Source organism: Streptococcus sp. 29892 (assembly GCF_032594935.1).
GTDB classification, from domain to species: domain Bacteria; phylum Bacillota; class Bacilli; order Lactobacillales; family Streptococcaceae; genus Streptococcus; species Streptococcus hyiners.
The window spans coordinates 536,470-558,264 of the sequence record NZ_CP118734.1 but is presented as its reverse complement, the minus strand read 5'-3'; the positions used below and the strand labels follow the sequence as shown (position 1 = coordinate 558,264).

Annotated in this window: 21 protein-coding genes; 4 read left to right on the top strand and 17 right to left on the bottom strand. The window is 45.8% G+C overall.

Annotated elements, in window-relative coordinates; translation table 11 throughout:
- Nucleotides 1–6: 6 nt before the first annotated feature.
- The 3 genes from PW220_RS02955 to PW220_RS02945 all read right to left on the bottom strand — a co-directional run bounded on the left by PW220_RS02955 (nt 7) and on the right by PW220_RS02945 (nt 4,511).
- Nucleotides 7–3,372, bottom strand: coding sequence for an FtsX-like permease family protein (locus tag PW220_RS02955; RefSeq protein ID WP_316716443.1), 3,366 nt, complete (start codon nt 3,370–3,372; stop codon nt 7–9).
- 11 nt (nt 3,373–3,383) lie between these two features.
- Nucleotides 3,384–4,085 carry an ABC transporter ATP-binding protein gene (locus PW220_RS02950; protein WP_248054692.1) on the bottom strand — a complete coding sequence of 234 codons (702 nt, stop codon included), beginning with the start codon at nt 4,083–4,085 and terminating at the stop codon, nt 3,384–3,386.
- A gap of 90 nt (nt 4,086–4,175) precedes the next feature.
- Entirely contained in the window at nt 4,176–4,511 is a 336-nt protein-coding gene (locus PW220_RS02945) for a helicase BlpT (RefSeq protein WP_105118750.1), read from the bottom strand.
- Nucleotides 4,512–4,674: 163 nt separating this feature from the next.
- Between PW220_RS02945 and PW220_RS02940 the strand changes: the two genes are divergently transcribed.
- From PW220_RS02940 to PW220_RS02925, 4 genes are all read left to right on the top strand, one after another.
- A complete protein-coding gene (locus tag PW220_RS02940) occupies nt 4,675–5,892 on the top strand; it encodes a hypothetical protein (RefSeq protein WP_248054693.1) in 1,218 nt (405 codons plus the stop codon).
- A gap of 2 nt (nt 5,893–5,894) precedes the next feature.
- Nucleotides 5,895–6,755, top strand: a complete 861-nt coding sequence (locus PW220_RS02935) for an ABC transporter ATP-binding protein (RefSeq protein ID WP_248054694.1) — start codon at nt 5,895–5,897, stop codon at nt 6,753–6,755.
- 12 nt (nt 6,756–6,767) lie between these two features.
- The gene (locus tag PW220_RS02930; protein ID WP_248054695.1) at nt 6,768–7,649 is read left to right on the top strand and encodes a hypothetical protein; all 882 of its coding nucleotides are present in this window, start codon (nt 6,768–6,770) and stop codon (nt 7,647–7,649) included.
- 92 nt (nt 7,650–7,741) lie between these two features.
- On the top strand, nt 7,742–8,467 hold the full coding sequence (locus PW220_RS02925) for a hypothetical protein (RefSeq protein ID WP_248054696.1): 726 nt from the start codon (nt 7,742–7,744) through the stop codon (nt 8,465–8,467).
- A 228-nt stretch (nt 8,468–8,695) separates the two neighbouring features.
- On the opposite strand, the gene tpx is transcribed toward PW220_RS02925, so the two are convergent.
- The 14 genes from tpx to ybeY all read right to left on the bottom strand — a co-directional run bounded on the left by tpx (nt 8,696) and on the right by ybeY (nt 21,748).
- A complete protein-coding gene (gene tpx, locus PW220_RS02920) occupies nt 8,696–9,181 on the bottom strand; it encodes a thiol peroxidase (RefSeq protein WP_024376640.1) in 486 nt (161 codons plus the stop codon).
- 74 nt (nt 9,182–9,255) lie between these two features.
- Nucleotides 9,256–11,709 carry a heavy metal translocating P-type ATPase gene (locus PW220_RS02915; protein WP_248054697.1) on the bottom strand — a complete coding sequence of 818 codons (2,454 nt, stop codon included), beginning with the start codon at nt 11,707–11,709 and terminating at the stop codon, nt 9,256–9,258.
- A 94-nt stretch (nt 11,710–11,803) separates the two neighbouring features.
- A complete protein-coding gene (gene tehB, locus PW220_RS02910) occupies nt 11,804–12,661 on the bottom strand; it encodes an SAM-dependent methyltransferase TehB (RefSeq protein ID WP_248054698.1) in 858 nt (285 codons plus the stop codon).
- A gap of 80 nt (nt 12,662–12,741) precedes the next feature.
- The gene (gene smpB / locus PW220_RS02905) at nt 12,742–13,209 is read right to left on the bottom strand and encodes an SsrA-binding protein SmpB (protein ID WP_002935771.1); all 468 of its coding nucleotides are present in this window, start codon (nt 13,207–13,209) and stop codon (nt 12,742–12,744) included.
- A 2-nt stretch (nt 13,210–13,211) separates the two neighbouring features.
- Nucleotides 13,212–15,581 carry a ribonuclease R gene (gene rnr, locus PW220_RS02900; protein ID WP_248054699.1) on the bottom strand — a complete coding sequence of 790 codons (2,370 nt, stop codon included), beginning with the start codon at nt 15,579–15,581 and terminating at the stop codon, nt 13,212–13,214.
- A gap of 353 nt (nt 15,582–15,934) precedes the next feature.
- A complete protein-coding gene (secG, locus tag PW220_RS02895; protein ID WP_029943597.1) occupies nt 15,935–16,168 on the bottom strand; it encodes a preprotein translocase subunit SecG in 234 nt (77 codons plus the stop codon).
- Between the two features lie 45 nt (nt 16,169–16,213).
- Entirely contained in the window at nt 16,214–16,363 is a 150-nt protein-coding gene (gene rpmG, locus PW220_RS02890; RefSeq protein ID WP_012775228.1) for a 50S ribosomal protein L33, read from the bottom strand.
- Nucleotides 16,360–17,568: a multidrug efflux MFS transporter gene (locus tag PW220_RS02885; RefSeq protein ID WP_248054700.1), complete on the bottom strand. Its 1,209-nt coding sequence runs from the start codon at nt 17,566–17,568 to the stop codon at nt 16,360–16,362. The genes rpmG and PW220_RS02885 overlap by 4 nt, the downstream gene beginning before the upstream one ends.
- 1 nt (nt 17,569) lies before the next feature.
- A complete protein-coding gene (coaE, locus tag PW220_RS02880; protein WP_248054701.1) occupies nt 17,570–18,157 on the bottom strand; it encodes a dephospho-CoA kinase in 588 nt (195 codons plus the stop codon).
- On the bottom strand, nt 18,150–18,977 hold the full coding sequence (gene mutM / locus PW220_RS02875) for a DNA-formamidopyrimidine glycosylase (protein WP_248054702.1): 828 nt from the start codon (nt 18,975–18,977) through the stop codon (nt 18,150–18,152). The genes coaE and mutM overlap by 8 nt, the downstream gene beginning before the upstream one ends.
- 284 nt (nt 18,978–19,261) lie before the next feature.
- On the bottom strand, nt 19,262–19,699 hold the full coding sequence (locus PW220_RS02870; protein WP_248054704.1) for a GNAT family N-acetyltransferase: 438 nt from the start codon (nt 19,697–19,699) through the stop codon (nt 19,262–19,264).
- Nucleotides 19,700–19,952: 253 nt separating this feature from the next.
- Nucleotides 19,953–20,852 carry a GTPase Era gene (gene era, locus PW220_RS02865; protein ID WP_248054706.1) on the bottom strand — a complete coding sequence of 300 codons (900 nt, stop codon included), beginning with the start codon at nt 20,850–20,852 and terminating at the stop codon, nt 19,953–19,955.
- 16 nt (nt 20,853–20,868) lie between these two features.
- Entirely contained in the window at nt 20,869–21,270 is a 402-nt protein-coding gene (locus PW220_RS02860) for a diacylglycerol kinase family protein (RefSeq protein ID WP_105118737.1), read from the bottom strand.
- Complete coding sequence (gene ybeY / locus PW220_RS02855; RefSeq protein ID WP_248054708.1) at nt 21,251–21,748, bottom strand: rRNA maturation RNase YbeY; 498 nt, start codon at nt 21,746–21,748, stop codon at nt 21,251–21,253. Before ybeY ends, PW220_RS02860 begins: the two co-directional genes overlap by 20 nt.
- Nucleotides 21,749–21,795 lie beyond the last annotated feature (47 nt).

Genomic DNA, 21,795 nt, shown 5'->3' with positions numbered 1-21,795 from the left:
TATACCTTACTCAACTGATTTTAGAGCTTCCAGCATATCCACCTTTCTTAGATGATGGTTGACATAGATACCAAGGGCTGCCAGAATGCCAATAATAGCCACAACCGGAATGATATAAACTTCCAGTCCGACAGCGGGATTGAATCGAATGCTGTCCGACCCAATCATTTCAAGGAGTAACCTGTGCAGATAAATCCCACCAACTAGTCCGACCACAATTCCGATAATGGACAGGACAATGGTTTCCCGATAGATATACATGGTCACTTCCCGATTATGGAAGCCTAGGACTTTTATAGTAGACAGTTCTCTAATCCGTTCGGACATATTGATAATAGTGAGATTATAAAGAATGACCAGTCCAAGCAAGATTGATAGAAGGACCAGAATGGTCATTATGGTTTGTAGGGAGCCTGCAATAGTGGTCAGCATAGCCATAAGCGAGGTATTCTGCACCAGACTTTTGACTGCTGGCATGGCTAGAAGCTGGCTAGCCAGTTTCTGTACATGACCTGTCTTATCATTTTTCAGTTGCACCAAATAGGCATTGGCTGTCTTTTGACGACCCGTCACCTGCTCGTAGTAACCTCTGGTCATATAGATGAAGTGTCCGGCGTACATATCGGCCACAGCAGCCACCCTGACCTGCACTTCCTTATCTTCCAGAGTAAGTCCTAGTTTATCCCCGACACTGACACCGTAGATTTGGGCTAGTTTTTCCGTGAGGACAATGCCCCTGCCACTCAGCTGGATAGCTTTACCAGAAGAATTTTCAAGACTGACTAGATTTCCCAAATCCTGACGATCTGAAATATACAGACCAATGGAAATATTTTTTCTCTGGCCACTAGTTTCCACTGTTTGACTGAGCTGTTCAAAAGCCACTGGCATGGATTGACCAACCTGATCCGACTGGAGAAAGGCTGTTAATTTGTCTAAGTCCTCCTCATCTGCTCTGCTATTTTCCACTACCAACATATCATAATGGATGAGTTCCCCAAACTGCCGTTGGACAACTCCTGAGATGGAGGAGCGGATGCCTAAGCCACCGAAAAGGAGGGCGACCGTACCTGCCACACCGAAGATGGTCATGAGCATGCGGAGCTTGTAACGGAAGATGTTGCGGGCAGTCACCTTGTGGGTGAAGCTCAGGCGGGACCAGATAGCTGGCCATTTTTCTAGCCAAATACTTGAACCTGCAGCTGGAGGTTTAGGAAGGAGTAATTGAGCCGGTTTCTCGGTCAATTCTCTCTGTGCCACCAGATAGGCAGGCAAAACGGAGGAAATCAATGATAGGAGCACGGCTAAACCAGTCCAGAGGGGATAAAAGTGTAGCTTGGCAGGTCCAATCACCGTCGTCTGCGTGATAATGCTCGAAATGATAGGTGATAGGACAAGGTTTCCAGCAAGAATGCCGACAAGAGTACCAACTAGGCCAGCTGCTAGACCATATAGAAGGAACTTGGCCATGATTTGCCTATTGGTATAGCCAAGGGCCTTGAAAACGCCTGACTGGGTCCGTTCCTCATCCACAAAACGAGCCATGGTGGTAAAGGTGACTAGAGCAGCTACGAGATAAAGAACTAGAGGGAAAACATTGCCTACTGCCGCGATGGACTTGGTCGCATTGCTATAGGTCGTGTAGCCATCCCCACCGGGGATGCTGGTCCGACTATAAATCTGATAGGGAGATTTTTCTAATTTGCTCAGGTCGGACTTGGCCTGGACAATCTCTGTTTGGGACTGGCTGATTTCTTGATTGGCTTTTGCCTGTTTTTCAGACAATTGAGATTGGGCCTGGGCTAATTCCTTGTCTGCCGCTTCCAAGCGCAACTCTTCTTGACGAAGTTTCAAGTCAGAAGATTCCAATTGACTGACACCCCATTCATAATCTGAAACGCCATTTTGATAGGCTGCCAGACCTTGTTCATACTGGGATAGACCTGATTGGTAGTGGGCCAAACCAGTCTGGTATTCCTGATTCCAGGTTTGATAATCAGCTAGACTAGCTTCATATTCTATAACCTTGGATTGGTAGTAGTCATAGTTATTGATATAGGATTGGTGAGCTTGGTCATAGTCAGTTTCAAGCTGATCTAAACGAGCTTTTTCTGCGTCCAATGCTTCCTGTCTAGCTAATAAGTCAGGATAGTCAGATAATGTCTGTCCAGCCTGAACCTGACTGGCAATCAGCTGATTTAAACTTTGTTGGTTTTGGTACCAGTCGGCACGACCAGTTGAAATTTGTGAAGCTGTTTGACTAAGTCGCACATTCTGTGCATTCAGTTCAAGTTTTGCTGCATCTAAGCGCTGAACTGCTTGGTCCAGTTCTTCCTGGATTCCTTCAAGAAAGGAAGTAGTTTGGTCCAGTTTGGCTTTCTGGCTGTCCAATTCTTTCTTGCTTTCTTCCAATTGAAACTTGGTTTGCAACAACTGGGCTAGGGCAGTCCGCAATTCCATCTCTGACTGAACCAATTTAGCCCGTCCACGCGCAAACTCACTGCGACCACTTGCGACCTGCTCCTGACCAGTCGCCAAGTCTGTTGCCGCTTGGTCAAGCTGGGATTGAGCCTGGGCAATGTCTTCTTCCCCCTTAGCAATTTCCGTTTGCCCTTCAGATTGAATACTGGCCAAGCGTTGTTCATCGTTGTTTGCTAATAGGGTTTCTAATGCTTCTTGGTGGTCTTCTAGTTTGTTTTGATAGGCCTGGCTATGATAGGGCAGGTCTTTCAAATCATCATAAGCAAGTCGGGCGATTGTGTAGGCTTCTGATTGGAAGCTGTCCTCACTCACAACTCCATAACCAGCCAGTTGTCCATCACCACTTATGGCCATGCCCATAGTTTCATTGTCCCAGATTTCTGACGAAGCCACAAAACCAACAACTGTAAAGGTGGTTTGGGTCAGTATAGTCCCATCCTTATCTGGCTCAGTCACCTGAAAGGTGTCACCCAATTTGTAACTTGCTTGTAGGGATGGAGATAGAGCTATCTGGTCCTTCTTGCTCGGGAGTTTACCTTCTACTAATTTATAGGTTGAAATAGATTTTGGCTCTGAAAATAGTCGAACAGCAGTCTGATCTTCCTTGGCTACTACATCCTTAAAATGGCCAGCCTCTACTGTCGCACCTTTAATGGATGCCAATTCGTCCAGGTCAGCCTGACTGATACCCAGACCTGAAATGACAGCCAAATCCATTGTCCTATGGTCAGCGATATAGGTTTGGGCAGTTTTTTCCATATTTGGAGCTGTTACTTTCAGTCCTGTCAATGCTAGAGCTCCCAACATCATCAGGCTAAAAATGGACAAAAAACGCCCCTTGGAAGAAAGCAGAGATTGCCTCATATCCTTCCAGTAGATTTTCTTTTTCATCATATCACCCACTAATATTCTAGACTAGCAATATCCTGCGGTTCTGCATTCAGCTCAACAGAATGCACACGGGCATCCCGCATCCGAATAACCCTATCTGCAATAGGAGCCAGAGAGCTATTATGGGTCACGATAATCACCGTTGCTCCTTGCGTGCGGGACATATTTTGCAGGATTTGCAAGACCTGCTTACCTGTTTGGTAGTCCAAGGCTCCTGTCGGTTCATCACAAAGCAAAATTTTAGGCTTTTTGGCAACGGCACGGGCAATGGCCACACGTTGTTGTTCACCGCCTGAAAGCTGAGCAGGGAAATTATTGATTCGATGGCCAAGTCCGACCTCTTCCAAGACCTCCTCGGCATCCAAGGCATCCTTGACGATTTCTGCTGCCAGTTCCACATTTTCCTTGGCGGTCAGATTGGCAACCAAATTGTAAAACTGGAAGACAAAGCCTACATCATCTCTACGATAGTTGGTCAGTTCATGACTTGAAAGCTTGGCAATATCCACACCGTCAATCCAAACCTCCCCCTCATCGTTGCTATCCATGCCACCTAAGATATTGAGCAGAGTGGATTTTCCCGCACCAGATGAGCCAAGAATGATGACCAACTCTCCCTTTTCAATCTCAAAGGACACACCGTCATTTGCCACAATGGTCGCATCCCCCATTTGGTAGTATTTCGAAGAATTCTTTACTTGGATATAGGACATGGCACACCTCGCTTCTTCTCTTCCTAATGACTATATTCTTATTCTTTATTATAGCACAAAAGAGGGATTCTCACCCTCTCTGATCATCTATTATACTTGGGCAATAGCAGAGCCACCATAGAGTTTCAATTCTTCTCTGATAGTTTGGTAGTAGTAGCGATCAAAGGCCTGCCAAGCCTGCCTGCTAGTCTCACTCAATCGCAGGTCGCCTAGTCCAACCAAAAAACTGGTCGAACGGTAGAATTTCTCAATCGCAATCAGTTCTGTATTGGTGACCGACTTGGCCTCCGACAATAGGCGTGTCGTCTCAGTCAAATTATGTTGGAACCGTTGCTCATCAACTGTCCCCCGCTTATCTGCTTGAAAGGCCCGATTCAAGTCTTGAATGAGGGCCAAAACGTCTTGAATAATCTCTGTCTTTTCCATACAAGACCCTCCTTGTTTATGATGGATTTAGTATATCAAATTAGACAAAAATATTCCAGTCCTTTGTATAATCCCTTGATTTATGTTTATATTGATATTATAATGATAGAAAATGACACATTTATACATCTATCCGTTCGCCATTTATCCCCTGGAGGTATCTATGTTTCAAATTGAAGGAAAGCTATTTTTCCGTATCAAGAAAAACTTGGTCGCTATCTTGGTCATGCTGATGACGATTCTAGCTAGTTCCCTTCTAGCAGGCTACCACAATCGCCAAGCCAAATTAAAGGTCATCCAACACCATGAACAGTCTATCCAAAATTTTGAAAATATCATTCAAGATTTAGAAACACAGTATCAGAATCAAACTCTCAGCGAAGAAGATTATCAGGCTGAAAAAACATTCTTTACAGACTATATTGCCAACTACCAGAAGGAGATTGAGGCGGTCAAGAAGGAGAACTGGACCTATTTTTATGAGAAAAATATCCAGCACTATCAGAAGGATGGACAGTATATCAGCCATGTCTATCAAAGCTATGAATTTGCCCCACAAACCATCGAAAATACCTTCTTGATGTCCAAGTATCTGCTAGAAAAGGAGATACCCTCAGCTTTTCCAACTGAGCTTTACCTAACAGCCTTTGAACATCCCAAAACACCAACAGACAGGGAAATTGTCAAGAGCCTGGGCCAGCAGGCCTTAAAGGGAACCAGCCATGAAATCTGGCAGGGGCAAAAACAGCTGGGGCTTGTCATCACCCTTCCTCTCTTTCTCCTAGCTTTCATCAACTTTTTCATCAAAGACCAGCAGGGAACTAACCGACAAATCCGCCTTTTACAGACCCTAGGGCTGACTAGAATCCGAATTACAACCAATAAATACCTGGCTTTCCTGACACTATATACTGCCCTCTTTCTCACCCTCTATCTGAGCCATTTGCTCATCGCTTTTTTACTAAACGGCAATAGTAGTTGGATCTATCCCGTCACCACCTATAGCAGTAAGGGACTGGCTTACAGTTTTATCACCACAACCATAAAACCTATTTACCAAGTCATCTTGCTGGCCTGTGGCATGCACTATCTCTACCTTCTATTTTTGCTGGGAGTGGCACAGACCTTGGCTAGAGTCTTAAAAAATGGACTGGCTGGACTGGTTGTCACACTAGGACTTGTCATCTCTGCCAATTTCTTTCCCCATATCTTCAATCCATTTAGCCTATGGAATGCGGGCAATCTGGCGGACGGAAGTGCTATCATCTACCAGCAATTAACAGGATACAGCATTCCAAAAGTCTTTACGGTTCTTCTCATCAGTAACCTGCTCATCTATATCCTGCAATTCTATCTCCTGACAAGAAAAAGTGAGGTCTAACCATGCGATTATCCATTCACAATTTGTGCAAATCCTACGGGAAAAATAAGATACTAGACCAGCTAAACCTAGAACTGGCGGAGCCTGGAATCTGGGCCTTGATTGGACCAAATGGAGCTGGAAAGACAACTCTCCTAGACTGCATTGCCAACCTGCAATCCTTTGATTCGGGAGAGATTTCAATAAATGGCAAAAAGCACGATAATCCAAATGTCTACCAAACCTTTGCCTACCTGCAGGACAACCGTGTCCTCTACCCTGAATTGACGGGGCTAGAACACTTACGATTGGTCCAGACTATCCAAGGTTTACCCAAAGAGCGGATTGAGGAAGTCATCCAAGAAATCGGAATCCGTGATTATGTGAAGATCCCTGTCAAAAATTATTCCCTAGGAATGAAGCAACATCTCCTGCTGGCTATCGGTATCATGAACAAGCCCCAGGTCATGCTCTTGGATGAACCCTTGAACGGTTTGGACCCGACCAGCTACATCCAGACCAGAAAATTGCTCCAGAAACTAGCCAAAAATGGTTCAACCATTATCGTATCTTCCCACCAATTAAACGAGGTGGACCAGCTAACCGACCAGCTGCTCTTTCTCAAACAGGGAAAAATCATCGAGCGAAAACTGGAACAGGTTGGGCGACAGTACACCATTCAAACCAGCGACAACCAGACAGTTTATCAGAAACTTAGGCAAGTGGAAGGCCTGACTTTGGCCAATAATAGCATTCAGCTAGACACCAGTGTTCACAGTCTGCATTTCTACCTTGATCAACTTATGGCTTGTCAGGTGGAAATTCTGGATATTAGCATTCAGGAACACCAGTCCGAAGAAATCTATAAAGAACTATTTGAATAGGGAGGTCTGACTATGAACACCCTAACTCTTTTCATTCTGCGACTGAAACGCAATGCTCTTTTTCTAGCCCTCATGACCGCTGTGGCTCTTATCCCACTTGCTCTGTCCTATCGGAATGTCCTAGAAGCCGAAAACCTGCGCTTTGAGGATCGAACCCGTATCATACAAGTCAAAAAAGAAGCTGAAACCTTCTTGTATACTGACGATAAGGAAGCTCAAGCCTTAGACCAGGAAAGTATGGATTATTATAAAAAACTCTTAGAACTAGCGACCACCTACTTAGAAAAGGAACATATCCAAGGAAAAAGTCAGGAGGTCTTGGAAACGGAGTTAGAACTCTACCAGACCATGCAAAACTGGGAGGCAAACGGGCACAATATCAATCATTTTACAAACAGCGAACTGGCAGAACGTATCACAGTCTATAAAAAAGTACTAGAGCAAAGCCTTAGCTTTCACTACCCTACTGCACCCAAGGATATCTATCTGACCTTGTTACAGGTTCTGCCAGCTAGCAACTATATAATCCCCCTTGTCATCTGCTGTCTCTTAGCCTGGCTCCTGATGACTGACCTTTCCAAACATCGTGGTCTCCTCTTTATCAACGGACTATCCCCTGGTCAATATGCCACTAGCCTGACCCAACTTGCTCTTCTCCTACAAGTTGCTATCTATGCCCTCATCCTGTTCATGCTACTTCTATTGGCACATCAGTTCCAATTTACCTTCCAAGAAGACTATCCTCTACTAGTCGGCACAAATACTCTATCTACCATATCTATCAGGGAACAATTACAGAAACTCCTGCTGGTAATGGCTGGAATGACAGGTTTCTATCTGACCTTTATCCGATTAGCAACGGCTAAAGTCCTACAAACATACAAGCGAAAATAAGCTGAAAACAAACCAGTCACTAGACTTAAAACTGAACATATGTTACAATGCCTTGGTGTGCAAACGTTAGCATTTAGGAAGGTTTTGAACATTTGAAAAAAATATCCCTATCTCCATTTGCTTGGAGCGCAATCTATCTGACAGTATCTTGGTTGATTTTCTTCTTCCAAGTACCATTTTTTAACAAGCTAATCCAAGGCCTCTTCCAACTGGACATAGAAAACATCAGCAATCTAATCCAAGACCAGCTGGTAGAAGGCTGGGTGCGACGAGCTATAATGCTTCTACTTGTTATGTTCCTCATCTGTCTGGTTGAATGCGTACTCTTTTACATCTTGACTGGTAAGCTCATCAAGACCTTCAAAAAACTGGAATCCAAGGCCAACCAGTTCATCCTTTGGGGTTACCGCCTCTTGTTCTGGGGATCAATCGGCTTGATTGTCTTTGGTTTGGTGACTAGCCTTTCAACTGGTCTGGACTTATGGAGAAATATCCAAGCCCTGCAAGAACTGGATTTTCAGACGATTGGGGCAGACATGCAGGCTCTGATAGCTGAAACTCCTCTGACTAAAATCGGTGATGTGCAAGCCTTGTTTGACAGCATTCAAGACTACATTCGTGACAATAGCCTCTTGCTAGCAAGCAAGGAAACACTGGTGATCCAGGTATCAAAACTCCACTCGCTTATCAGTGTCTGGTCAACTGCCTATCCAATCCTACTTGCCCTGCTCAGCTATTTCCACATAAAAGACTGGTGGACTAAGCGGACGCCAGGAAAACCGATCGTCAAAATCAGCTTGACCATCGAGCGTCAGTAAACGTGTTGAGGCTGGGACAAAAGTCCTGGTCTCCTTCGTTTTTTTCAATAGTTAAACTTGACGCAGTGGTTGAGTGGGCTCTAATTAGCTGATTTTATCAGCTTTTACAGCCCTACTCAACTGTGCGGGGGTAGGACTACAAAATCGAACCCTGTGGGTTACCGATTTTTGTCCCACTCCCTTTTGCTGGCAAAAAAACGATGCCTGTTCAGACATCGTTATATTCTTTTATTTGACAGCCTCCAAAGCCGCATCATAGTCTGGATGTTCGTTGACATTGTCCAGGTATTCTACATAGGTGATTTCATTGTCGGCATTAAGGACAAAGACCGCACGCGCCAGCAAATTCCACTCTCGCATGAGCACACCGTAGGATTTTCCAAAGGCATGGTCATAGTAATCAGACAAGGTGACGGCATCTTCCAAGCCAGCAGCACCACACCAGCGTTTTTGGGCAAATGGCAGGTCAGCTGATACAGTGATGACAACCGTATTGTCACGGTCAGCCAACTCCTGATTGAAGCGACGAGTTTGGGTATCGCAAATCCCTGTATCAATAGAAGGCACAACACTGATGACCTTGGTCTGCTTGCCAAAGTCTTTCAGACTTTTCAAACTCAAGTCATTGGCCATAAGGACAAAGTCAGGAGCCGTATCTCCTACTCGCAACTGCGGACCTACCAAGGTCACCGGTTTTCCAATAAAGGTTGTCATATCTATCTCCCTTGCACTTAATATATCTATTGTAAGCGTTTATGTAAAAAAATACCAGTTTTTTGACTGGTATTTTAGTTTATGTTCACCCTTTTCAATCGCAGAGCGTTCAAGACGACTGACACTGAGCTGAGGGCCATGGCTGCACCTGCAAACATAGGATTGAGCAGAGGTCCACCAAATACATGTAAGAGCCCCATGGCGATTGGAATGCCAATCACATTATAAGCAAAGGCCCAGAAGAGATTTTGTTTGATGGTCCGCATGGTTGCCTGGCTGAGTTTGACAGCCTTGACCACATCCAAGATGTCACTATGCATGAGAACAATATCGGCAGACTCGATAGCAATATCTGTCCCTGAACCAATGGCCAGACCCACATGGGCTTGAGCAAGGGCTGGGGCATCGTTGATGCCATCCCCCACCATAGCGACTGTTTTGCCCTCTTCTTGTAAGAGCTTGACTTGGTTGGCCTTGTCATCTGGCAGGACCTGACTGACCACCTGCTCAATGCCGACTTCCTTGGCAATGGCCTGGGCAGTTTTTTCATTGTCTCCTGTCAGCATGACCACTTCTAATCCCATAGCTTGCAGAGCCTGGACAGCCTGACGGCTGGTCTCTTTTACTTTATCAGCAATGGCAATGACTGCTAGTAATTCTTGCTGGGTTGCTAGGAAAACAGGCGTCTTGGCTTGATGGGCAAATGCCTCCGCAACTGCAGGTCCTTGGGAAACATCAATTCCCTGTTCCCGCATCAACCGTTCATTTCCCAGATAGATGGTCTGCTCTGCTATTGTCACCGAAAGACCACGACCTGAAAGCGCCTGAAAATCGGTGGCGGGCAAGAGTTCAATCTTTTCTGTCTGAGCAGCTTGCAGAAGGGCTTGAGCCAAGGGATGCTCAGAAAATTGCTCGCCACTTGCGGCCAGCTGGAGAACCTGCTCACGATTTTTCGTAGACAAGAGATGAATGTCTGTCACCTGAGGCTTGCCCTCAGTAATGGTCCCCGTCTTGTCGAAGACAATGGTATTCACACCTTGTAGGGTCTCAATAGCTTGACCAGACTTGAACAGAAGACCGTTTTCTGCCCCTTTTCCAGTCCCGACCATGATGGCCGTCGGAGTTGCTAGGCCCAGAGCACAAGGGCAGGCGATGACCAAGACCGAGATGGTAATGGACAGAGAGAAAATCCAGGAATGTTGCCCTAAGAGCAACCAAGCCAGTCCTGAGAGGACAGCAAGACCCATGACAATGGGCACAAAGACGGCAGATACTTGGTCAGCCAATTTGGCTATGGGAGCCTTAGAGCCCTGTGCCTCTTCTACCAAGCGAATAATCTGAGCCAGAGTCGTATCACGACCGACCTTGGTAGCTTGCATAGTGATAGCCCCTTGCTGGTTTAAGGTTCCACCAAAGATGCTATCACCTTCCATCTTCTGAACTGGCAGGCTCTCACCCGTCAACATGGACTCATCGACAGTCGATTGTCCCTGAACCACAACCCCATCCACCGCAATTTTTTCACCAGGGCGGACAATAAGGAAGTCCCCCACAACCACCTCTTCCAAAGGCACTTGGATTTCTTGTCCATCTCTTAGCACTTGGGCAGTCTTGGGAGCCAAATTCATCAGCTTCTTAATGGCCTCAGAAGTTTGACCTTTAGACCTAGCTTCAAAATATTTCCCCAGGGTAATCAGGGTTAAAATAACAGCAGCTGATTCAAAATAGAGTTCAGGATGGTGACCGTGCATGGCTACTTCTTTCCCCATCAGAAGAAAAGCAACCATCAAAAGACCTTGAACCAAGGCAGCACCTGTTCCAACGGCGATGAGTGAGTCCATATTCGGATGACCTTGCAAAAGGGTTTTAAAGCCTTTTGTGAAAAAACTGCGTCCGATATAAAGGATAGGGATGAGCAAGAGGATTTGACTGACCGCAAAAACGAGCGGTTGATGGAGCAAAGCTGGCAAAGGCAGACCACCAAAAGGCAACATGGGTCCCATGGCAATATAAAGCAAGGGAAGGGTGAAAACAGCTGACCAGACAAAGCGGTCCCATAGATTTTCTTCCCTGCTTGGTCCCTTATCCACCATCTCTTCCACTTCATCTGGTCGAATAAGCTGATAACCAGCTTCTTCAACCGCCTTTTCTAGACTGGTTGGATTTTGCAGGTCACGATTGTAGCGGAGTGTCGCCTTTTCCGTTGCCAAATTGACACTGATTTCTTCCACTCCCTCTAGTTTCCCCAGAGCTTTTTCAACTGTCATGGCACAAGATGCACAGGTCATGCCCTCGATAGCATAGGTTTCGGTAATAAGGTTGCGAACCAAACCATAACCCGCCTTTTCAACTGCTTGACCAATGTCGCTCAGGCTTAAGACATTTTCATCAAAACTGACACTCAATTTTTCAGTTGCCAAATTGACGCTGACTTCCTCTACTCCTGTCAATTTCCCGACAGCTTTTTCTACTGTCATGGCACAGGAAGCACAGGTCATGCCTGATACACTAATACTTTCTTTTTGCATGATAACACTCCTTTTGACTACGTTTGTAATCAAATTATACAAAACTTGACTACATTTGTAAACAAATTTGTTTTGAAAAAAGAGAGGTTGCCCTCTACTTCTTTCTTGCCAACATCGTCGCAAACCGCATCTTGAGGAAATTGCCATTCTCATCCCGCTTATGGAGTTGACCAAAGTCTTCATTGTATTTGACCAGTTCCCAGTCACGATAGTATTCCTTCAACTCACCTTCGCCGAAAGTAAAGGAGAAATTCATAGGACAAGGGGCATCTTCCGTATCCATGGCTGCTACAATCAAGTTGTAACCACCCGGTCTTGTTCGTTCCTGCATATTTTGGATAATGGCGGGTACACGGTCACGCTCCAAAAACATGAAAACCACTGTTGAGATAATCCAGTCGTAGTCCTGCTCCAAACTGGCTGAGTTAATATCATAGGTCCCAGCCTGTAAGTCCAAGTCCTCCACTTCCTTGACCTGCAAGAGTGTCTGAATGCTCGGCACATGCTTATCAACTGCCGTCACCTCAAAACCCTGCTGAGCCAAGTAAAGACTGTTCCTACCATGACCGCATCCCAAGTCCAAGACCTTACAAGGTTTGATAGTATTCAAGGCCTCCAAGACCTCCGAATGCGTCCGCGTATAGTCGTACTTTTTAGCAAAATAATCCTCTGGTTGACAGAAAAATTCCAAGAAAAATTCCGTATCCTCTGTCAACAAGGTCACCCGATGCCAAGCCTGTGGCTCAACAAAGGGAACATCATCTGTCGGACCATAGACATATTCTCCTAAGATCTCATTATCATCTGAAATCGGCTCAAATTTGAGCTTCCCCTTCAAAACCTTGATTTTGGCCCAGGTACCCACCTTGGTATTGTGCTTGGTCAAAAAATGCTGGGGAACCGTATCCTGATTCCAAACGGGCATGCGTTTGTAAGGAACTAAAACAGTCATTATCTCTCCTTTTCCATGCTAATATTGTAGAAAAACTTCATGAAGTTTGCAAGCAATAAAAGACCAGGATTCCTCCCAGTCTACCGACTATTGATAGCCTTCATGGTCCGTTTGATATCACGGTCTTGCTCACGGCGTTTGATGGACTCTCGCTTGTCGTAGTCGTGCTTCCCTTTGGCAAGCCCAATCAAGACCTTGGCAAAGCCGTCCTTGATATAGACCTTGAGGGGCACCAGGGTCATCCCTGTTCCCTTGACCTCATTGCCCAAGGACTCAATCTGCTTCTTCCGCAAGAGGAGCTTGCGGGTCCGTGTTGGCTCCTGGTTCCAGATATTGCCCTCATCATAGGGAGCGATATGGACATTGACCAGCCAAGCCTCGCCCTGCTTAATCTGGGCAAAGCCGTCCTTGAGGTTAATCCGCCCCGCACGAATAGACTTAATCTCCGTCCCCGTCAGGACCATCCCCGCCTCCACTGTATCGACAATGGTATAGTCGTGGCGGGCTTTTTTATTCTGTGCAATCACATTGCCCTCACCCTTGGCCATGCCTATCTCCTTTTCTTCTTGTTCTTTTTAGCCACTTCTTTGTAAAATGGTTTCTTTTTCTTGTCTTTTTTCCCACTTTTTGACTTGTGGTCTTTTCCAGACTTGTGATGTTTGCTGTCGCGACCAGCGGCTTCTTGTTTGTGGTGCTTGCCCCGTCCTCGCCCTGACCGATCATCACGGTCACGGTTGGAGTGACTGGCCGTTCTCCGTTTGGCTTTCAGAGCTTTTTCCACAATATCCAGCTCGGACGGCACGTGGGCAAAATCAATTTCCCCTGTCATCTTGTCTGCCCGCGTTAATTTGATACGGATTGGCTGACCGACACGGAAGACCCGACCTGATTTCTCACCCTGCAAGGTCAGAGTTCGTTCGTGGAACTGGTAGTATTCGTTGAGGTTGGTGATATGAATCAGACCTTCAACCGTGTTTGGTAACTCGACAAAAAGACCAAACTTGACCACGCTAGACACCACACCATCAAACTCTTGCCCAACAAATTCTTGCATGTACTCTGCCTTCTTCATGGCTTCGACTTCCCGCTCTGCCTCAATGGCACGGCGTTCTAAACTGGACGAAGACTTGGCAAGCTCAGGAATAACCTGCTCAAAATGCTCTGCTTTTTCCGCAGGATTGTGACCATATTCCCGCACCATGCGGTGAACCAGCAGATCGGGATAACGGCGGATCGGACTGGTGAAGTGGGTGTAGAACTCGGCACCCAGACCGTAGTGGCCGTGGTTATGCTCCGAGTAGCGTGCCTGCTGCATGGAACGGAGCAACATCATGTTGAGGACATCCGCATATGGTTCATCCTTGACCCGCTCCATGAGGTCCTGAAGGGCGTCCTGGCTGATCGAGCTGGCCGTTCCATATACCGTCAGACCAAAGCTGGTCGCATAGTCGATGAACTTCTGCAGCTTGTCCGACTTGGGCTCCTCATGGATCCGATAGATGAAAGGCAGGTCCAGCTTGGCAAAATGCTCAGCAACGCACTCATTGGCTGCCAACATGAAGGACTCAATCATCCGCTCGGCAATGCCCCGCTGGCGCAGTTGAATATCGACTGGCAGACCATCCTTGTTGACGATGATTTTGGCTTCAGCTGTATCAAAGTTGAGGGCACCACGTTTGTAGCGCATAGCTTCTAGGGTTTCATGGAGTTTGACCATGAGCTCAACACTTGGCACGATTGCCTTGTATTTGTCCAGCTTTTCCTGATTGCCTGCAATCATGTCATTGACATCGGAATAGGTCATGCGGAAGGTGGTTTTGATAACCGTTTGGCCAATCCAGTGCTTGACCACCTTGCCCTTGCGGTCAATTTCCATAATAGCCGACTGGGTCAGGCGATCCACATTCGGATTAAGGGAACAAATGCCGTTTGACAGGCGTTCTGGCAACATTGGCACCACACGGTCGGTCACATAGACAGAGGTTCCACGCTTTACAGCTTCCTGGTCCAAGGCTGAGCCTTCCGTCACATAGTAGCTGACATCGGCGATATGGACACCCAGCTCCAGATTACCGTTCTTGAGTTGCTTGATATGGACCGCATCGTCCAAGTCCTTAGCATCCGCACCGTCTATGGTGAAGATAATTTCATCCCGCAGGTCCAAGCGTCCTGCAAAGTCCTGTTCAGACGGACTTTCTGGTACTCGATTAGCCTCCGCCAAAACTTCATCAGGGAATTCCGACACAATGTCCATGGATTCCAAAACTTCCAAGACATCAATCCCCACATCGTCCTTGTGCCCCACCACGTCCCGAATGGTCGCAATAAAGTGGTCCCGTTTCTTGTTAGGATAGGCTTCGATATCGACTTTTAGGATTTCCGTTCCTGTCAATACCAGAGGTGACTTCTTGATATAAATCTTCTGAGCGATTTTCTGGTTTTTAGACTTGATGTAGCCTGCATACTCAGGTCTGTCTTCGTCAAAAACAATCAAGCCCACCGCTGTTTTCAGGCTATGTTCCAAAATATCAATGACTTCCGCTTCCGCAGCCGTCCCCTTGAGTCTGTCCGCCACTTTCTTAATGGCTACTTCTACTCGGTCGCCCTCGATAGCGAAGTTGACATCATCACGGCTGACAAAGAGATCATCTTCCTCTTCATCAATAGTCACAAAGCCAAAACCAGACTTGTGGGCACGAAAAATACCCTGTAAGGTTACCTTGTTTTTGGACACTTTGGGTGCTGGCAGAGCAATTCGACCCGCATTGTCAAAGACAAGCTGACGGCTACCTTCCATACTGGAAACCAGCTTGACCAAGTCTGTAAAACTCTTGGCAGAACTGGCTCCAAACTGATCAGCCAGTTGGTCCATGGTCACAGGACCAACTTCTTTAATATAGTTTATAATATCGTTTTTCATTTTAATGTTTACCAAGATGCTGGGCTCAAGCCTAGCACCGCTCCTCAAAGTTAGTGTCAACATCTCAGCGCAGTGGTTGATTGGTAGATTTGTTCGTGTTTTACACTCCAAATCTGACCTAATCAACTGTGCGGGGGTGGGAAGACGAACTCTTCTATAGAATGGTCGAGTTCTTTCCCACTCCCATTTCTCTTAATGTTGCTCAGTTTTTCTTTTATTGGTTAGACAAGCGGAGAAACTGCATGTCTGCATTTCCATATTTCCAACTTTCAACCCTTCCTAGCATCTTATCCTTGAACAGTTCGGTCTACTCCTAAAAAAATAGACCAAGAACAAGTCCCAGTCTGATTTATCTATTTACTTGAAATGATAACAAGTGCTAGCGCATCCAACATCCATAGGAAAATCAGAATAGCCGTAATACGTTGCATCACAGCCTCAAAACCACGCGCCTTAGTACGCTCAAACAAGGCTCCGCTCGTTGAATCAAAGACGTTGCTCGATTGGTTCTTAGCTGGTTGGATAAAAATCACCGCAATCAAAATAACAGATAAAATCAAAAGAATGGTTAATAATAGTTGATACATATGATTTCACTTTCTACAATAACTTAGCATATTATACCACAATACCTATTTGGTTTCAAGGTGAAGGGTTACTTTTCTCTCTTTTGGACAGTATTTCAAAACCTCAATCTTATCTGGATGGGTCTTGGCATTCTTACTGGTCAGATAGTTCTTACTCCCACATTCTGAACACTGCAAATTGATTTTAACTCTCACGAAACATCCCTTACTTTCAAGTAATTTCTAAAATTGGCCAAGGACCATAGTAAATTAAATAAGACCAGACCACTAGATAAGTAAAATACCCAGTCATAGCCCAGTTGAGCAGCCACCGCTGACCCCATCATTGGCCCCACAACAGAACCAAGATTGTTAAAAATCTGGTTATAAGAAAAAATCCTGGAAATCCCTTCCTTGGGCGTCAGCTTGGTCAAGAGCGAATTGACTGACGGCAAGAGGGCCCCTGTTCCAAAACCATATAAAAAACGCAGTAACCCAAGCTGAAAAGGATTTTGAGCAAATACACAAAGAACATTGATCAGCAGGCTATAGGTCAAAGCCATCAAGAGAAGCCTGTGGTTACCAATTTTATCACCCAACTTTCCTAAATATCCTGAAGTCACTAAAGAGGCCATTCCAGGCAGGGAGATGATAAAACCAGCCACAAAGAGCAGGTTGTCCGTCTGACCCAGATGCCGTACATAGAGAGTCAAAATCGGCACCACAGCCTGAGCAGCCGCGATGATAATCATAGAAGTCACAAAGAGCCCTACCAACATCTGCCTATCCTTGACCTGTTCAAAAACTTGTCGGATAGACAAGGTATCCTCCTTCTTGACAGGAACAAAATCCTCACGAATGTAAAAAACGGTTAGCAAGACAACCAAGGCATAAAGCAGACCGACCAGCAAGAAGACATTGTGGACACCAAACATCTCCGCCAGAATACCGCCTAGCGTTGGCCCAATCAAGTTTCCCGCTACTGCACCTGTTGACAAGGTCCCCAGAGCATAGCCTGTTTTGTCCTTGGGCACCTGACTAGCAATCAAGGCCGTCGCATTGGGAATGTAACCTGTAAACACACCGTTCAAGACCCGCAGGACAATCAGCCAAAAGACATTGGGCACAAAGGCCATGCCTCCCATGGTAAAAATCATGGCAAAGGCCGCCCGCACCATCATAGGCTTGCGACCGTAGCGGTCTGCCAAACTACCCCAGATAGGAGCCATAACCGCCGCCGCAAAGGCATTGGCCGAAACCGCCAGCCCCGCATAATATTCCACCTGACCAGCAGCCACTCCCAACTCCTCCACGAAGACCGAGATAAAGGGCATGACCAAGGTAAAACTAGCTCCAGCTAAAAAATTCCCTAGCCAGGCCACTTTCATATTTCGCTGCCAGTAACTACTACCTTCTTCCATCCTATAACTCCTCCAAAAGCCGAGCAACCTGCACTAAGGTCGCCTCAACCGCTCCCCTATTATCAATCACCACTTGGGCTTTGCCCCGTTTTTCCTCTAAAGAAAGCTGAGCAGCCAGCCGATTTTCTGCTTCTTGAGCTGAAAAGCCGTTGCGCTTCATCAGCCGTTCCAACTGCTGCGCTCTATCGACATAGACCAGCCAGACTTCATCTACTTCCCCGCTATAATCGGCCTCGTAGAGCAGGGGAATATCCATGAAAACCACTGGCTCCCTTTGCTTGAGAGCATCCCTTCTAGTCAACAATTCTTGCCTGATAATCTGGTCCTGCAAGACTGACAAACGAGCCCGTAACTTGCTATCCGCAAAAACAGCCTGACCCAGCTTAGCCCTATCTAGACTGCCATCAGCTGACAGGATAGTTTCCCCAAACTCAGCCAGTAAGACCTGATAGAGCTTGCCACCTTTAGCCTGTAATTCGTGAACAACCGCATCCGCATCAATGACTGGATAACCTTGTTCTCTCAGAAATGCTGTAACTGTTGATTTTCCAGAGGCGATGCCTCCTGTTAGACCGATAACTTTAGCCATGTTTCACCTGACACTGAGGACAGAAATGTGTCCCTCGACCGCCCAGCTGGATTTTGACAATCTCTGTCTGGCAACGGGGACAGGCCTGCCCTGTCTTTCCATAAACTTGTAAATAATCCTGCATGGTCCCGTCCATGCCCAAGGCATTCTTATAGGTCCGAATGGTTGAGCCACCTTTTTCGATACCCAGTCGCAGAACTTCTATGGTGGCTTGACGGAGGTCTGCCACCTGCTCTGCCGATAGCTGCTGACTAGCTTGAGCAGGATGAACTTGTGCTCTAAACAAAACCTCATCGACATAGATATTGCCCAAACCAGCCACTAAAGACTGGTCCAAAAGATGCGACTTAATGGGCTTTTTCGACTTAGCTAACTTTTTGACAAATTCTTCTAAGCCAAAATCTTCCTCCGACGGCTCAGGACCAATTTTGCGACTGATAAAATAGACTTCCACATCTGACTTGCCCAACAACTCCATGGTCCCAAACTTGCGGACATCCTGATAAACCAAGGTCGACCCGTCTGTAAAAGTAAACAAGACATGAAAGTGCTTGTTGGTAGGCACCTGTTCTGGAAAGAAATTGTACTTACCTTCCATGCGTAAATGGGAAATCAAAACAAAATCCGTTAAGTACAACAGCAGGTACTTCCCTCGGCGTTCCACATGCTCTATTTCCTGTCCAATCAAGTCTTGGCAGAAAGTATCTACACCAGTCTTTACCATTGGAGCATAGGTCACCTTGACCTTTTCGATGACCTTTCCCTTGACCAATCGTTTCAAACCACGACGAACCGTTTCAACCTCAGGTAATTCGGGCAATGTACGATACCAAGAGCGTAAAAAGCGACTGAAAATTAGGAGAGCGACGCTGTGTGGCTTGCACACAAGGAGCTCTATCTATTTTCCGAGCTTTTAGCTCGGGTTCAAGTACGCAAACACTCGTCCTTTCTAACAAAATTACAAAATAAAAGAAAAATAGGAACCTGACCGACGGTGCATCGGCACCTAGGTCACGGTTGTGATTTTCACAGAGGCCTAGGCGAGGTCAATTCCAACACCTATTCGGCATTCCTTTCTTAACTAAATTTTTGATAGACATACTTTTATTCACTATTCAAATCTCGAACATAGTGAACGGTTCGGCTAACTTCTCGGAAGCCATGTTTGATATGAAAATTCTGGCTTAGTAGATTATCCAGTTCCGCATCAGATCCTAGTTGGCATATCCCTTGACTTTTAGCCCAATGCTCAGCAAAATTCAACAGTTCTTTCGCAATCCCTTGACTACGGTAATTCGGGCTAATAAAAATCCCTTCTAAATAGGCAACTGGACTTGCCTGACATCCTTCTACATAGTCGTGGCGAAGCGACAAACTAATCCACGCTATCGGCTCCTCACTTTGAGAGTAATACAAAAACTCAAAAGGAAACTCATTATTTGAAAATTTTTCTATCAAAACTTGCTCTTTTGTCTGCCAAACCTGAATTGCAAAAGAAGCCCAGATAGAAAGTGTCTGTTCATTAACTGCCCTAATCGTCATAATATTTCACCGTAACGACGGAAAACACCACAAAAGTGGTGCTTCACGCTTGAAATTAATTCATTTCTATTCTGGCGAGACAAGTCACACCAGGCTACCTCGCTCTCTGGTTTTCAAGCTCGGGTTTTCACATGGTCACTTTCGCATTATTAGGTGACCAGCTGAAACAGTCTATTCCCAGACTGCTTCACTCCCCCGGACTACCTCGCTCTCCAATTTCTTGGCTCGGGTTAAAAACGTCCCCCGGACGTTTTTAATACTCTTTCTCATTATAGCCAAAATCGGCGAGGTCGAGTTTTTTGTCACGCCAGTTTTTCTTGACCTTGACCCAGGTTTCGAGGAAGACTTTGTCGCCTAACATGAGTTCGATATCGCGGCGGGCCATGGAGCCGATTTTCTTGAGCATGGCTCCTTGCTTGCCGATGATAATGCCTTTCTGGCTATCACGCTCAACCATAATCGTCGCTCGGATATGGACCTTGTCGGTAAATTCATCACGTTTCATAGATTCGATGACAACGGCAACAGAGTGCGGAATTTCCTCACGGGTCAGGTGCAAGACCTTCTCCCGAATCATCTCAGACACCAAGAAACGTTCTGGGTGGTCGGTAATCTGGTCTGCTGGGAAATACTGGAAACCTTCGTCCAGATTTTCTTTTAGAATTTCCATCAGGCGATTGACATTGTTCCCTTGAGTAGCAGAAATGGGCACAATTTCCCTGAAGTCCATCTGTTGACGGAAATCATCAATCTGCTCAAGTAACTGGTCTGGATGAACCTTATCAATCTTGTTAACAACGAGGATAACTGGAACTTTTGCCTGCTTGAGCCGCTCCATAATCATGTCGTCACCCTTGCCTCGTTTTTCATCGGCTGGCACCATAAAGAGGACCGTGTCCACTTCACGCAGGGTGCTGTAGGCAGATTCCACCATAAAATCTCCTAAAGCCGTCTTGGGTTTGTGAATTCCTGGTGTGTCAATGAAGACAATTTGCTCTTCTTCTGTCGTATAAATGCCCATAATCTTATTACGGGTTGTTTGAGCCTTATCGCTCATGATGGCAATTTTTTGCCCCATTACATAGTTGAGAAAGGTTGATTTCCCAACGTTTGGACGACCTAAAATCGCCACAAAACCTGACTTAAATGTCATGTATTCTCCTTAATTTCTAAAAAATAAAGTCCCAAATTTTCGGCACAAAGATAATAAGACCTGTCAACAAGGCAAAGCCTGACACAAACAAGACTGCCCCTGCTGCCATATCTTTTGCATTCTTAGCTAATAGATGGAAATGATAGTCAGAAGCCAAATCCACTACACTCTCGATAGCTGAGTTCATGATTTCAAAAGCAATGACCAAACTGATACTAAGCAAGAGGAAAAGCCATTCTGTAACAGATACCTGAAAAATCAATCCCGCAAGCACAACTAGGACAGCTGAAGCTAGATGCTTCTTCATGTTGCGCTCTTCCTTGAAAGCCGTCAAAAGACCTGACATAGCAAAGTCCAAGCTGGCCATCAATTCCCTATTTTTCCAGCGATTTTTTGAATTATTCTCTTGTAAGTCCATAAGCTGTCAAAATTTCTTCTTGTAAACCAAACATTTCTGCTTCTTCTTCTGGCGTATAATGATCATAGCCATTGATATGCAGAAAACCGTGTACAGCCAAAAAGCCCATTTCGCGCTCGTAGCTATGGCCATAATCATCAGCCTGCTCACGCGCCTTATCGATGGAAATATACAATTCGCCAATATAGGCATCGAAATCTTCCATCATTTCAGCCAGTTCAGGGTTGTCCAGTAAGTCTTCCTCATCAAAGATAATTTCTGACTCTGGCTTATACTCTAGGCTGACAACATCAGTGGGACGGTCAATTCCTCTGTATTCCAAATTGACCTCATGGACGCGAGCATTGTCCACAAAGGTCACAGCCATTTCCTTATTCTGCTTGCCGATTTTTTCAGCCGCAAACTGGAGCAATTCTGTAATCTGCTCCTGCATTTGAGCAGAAACCTGCCCTGTTTCATCAATCATTTCTATATACATAACACTACGTTCCCTTTTACAGTTCCATTATAACACAAAACCTATCA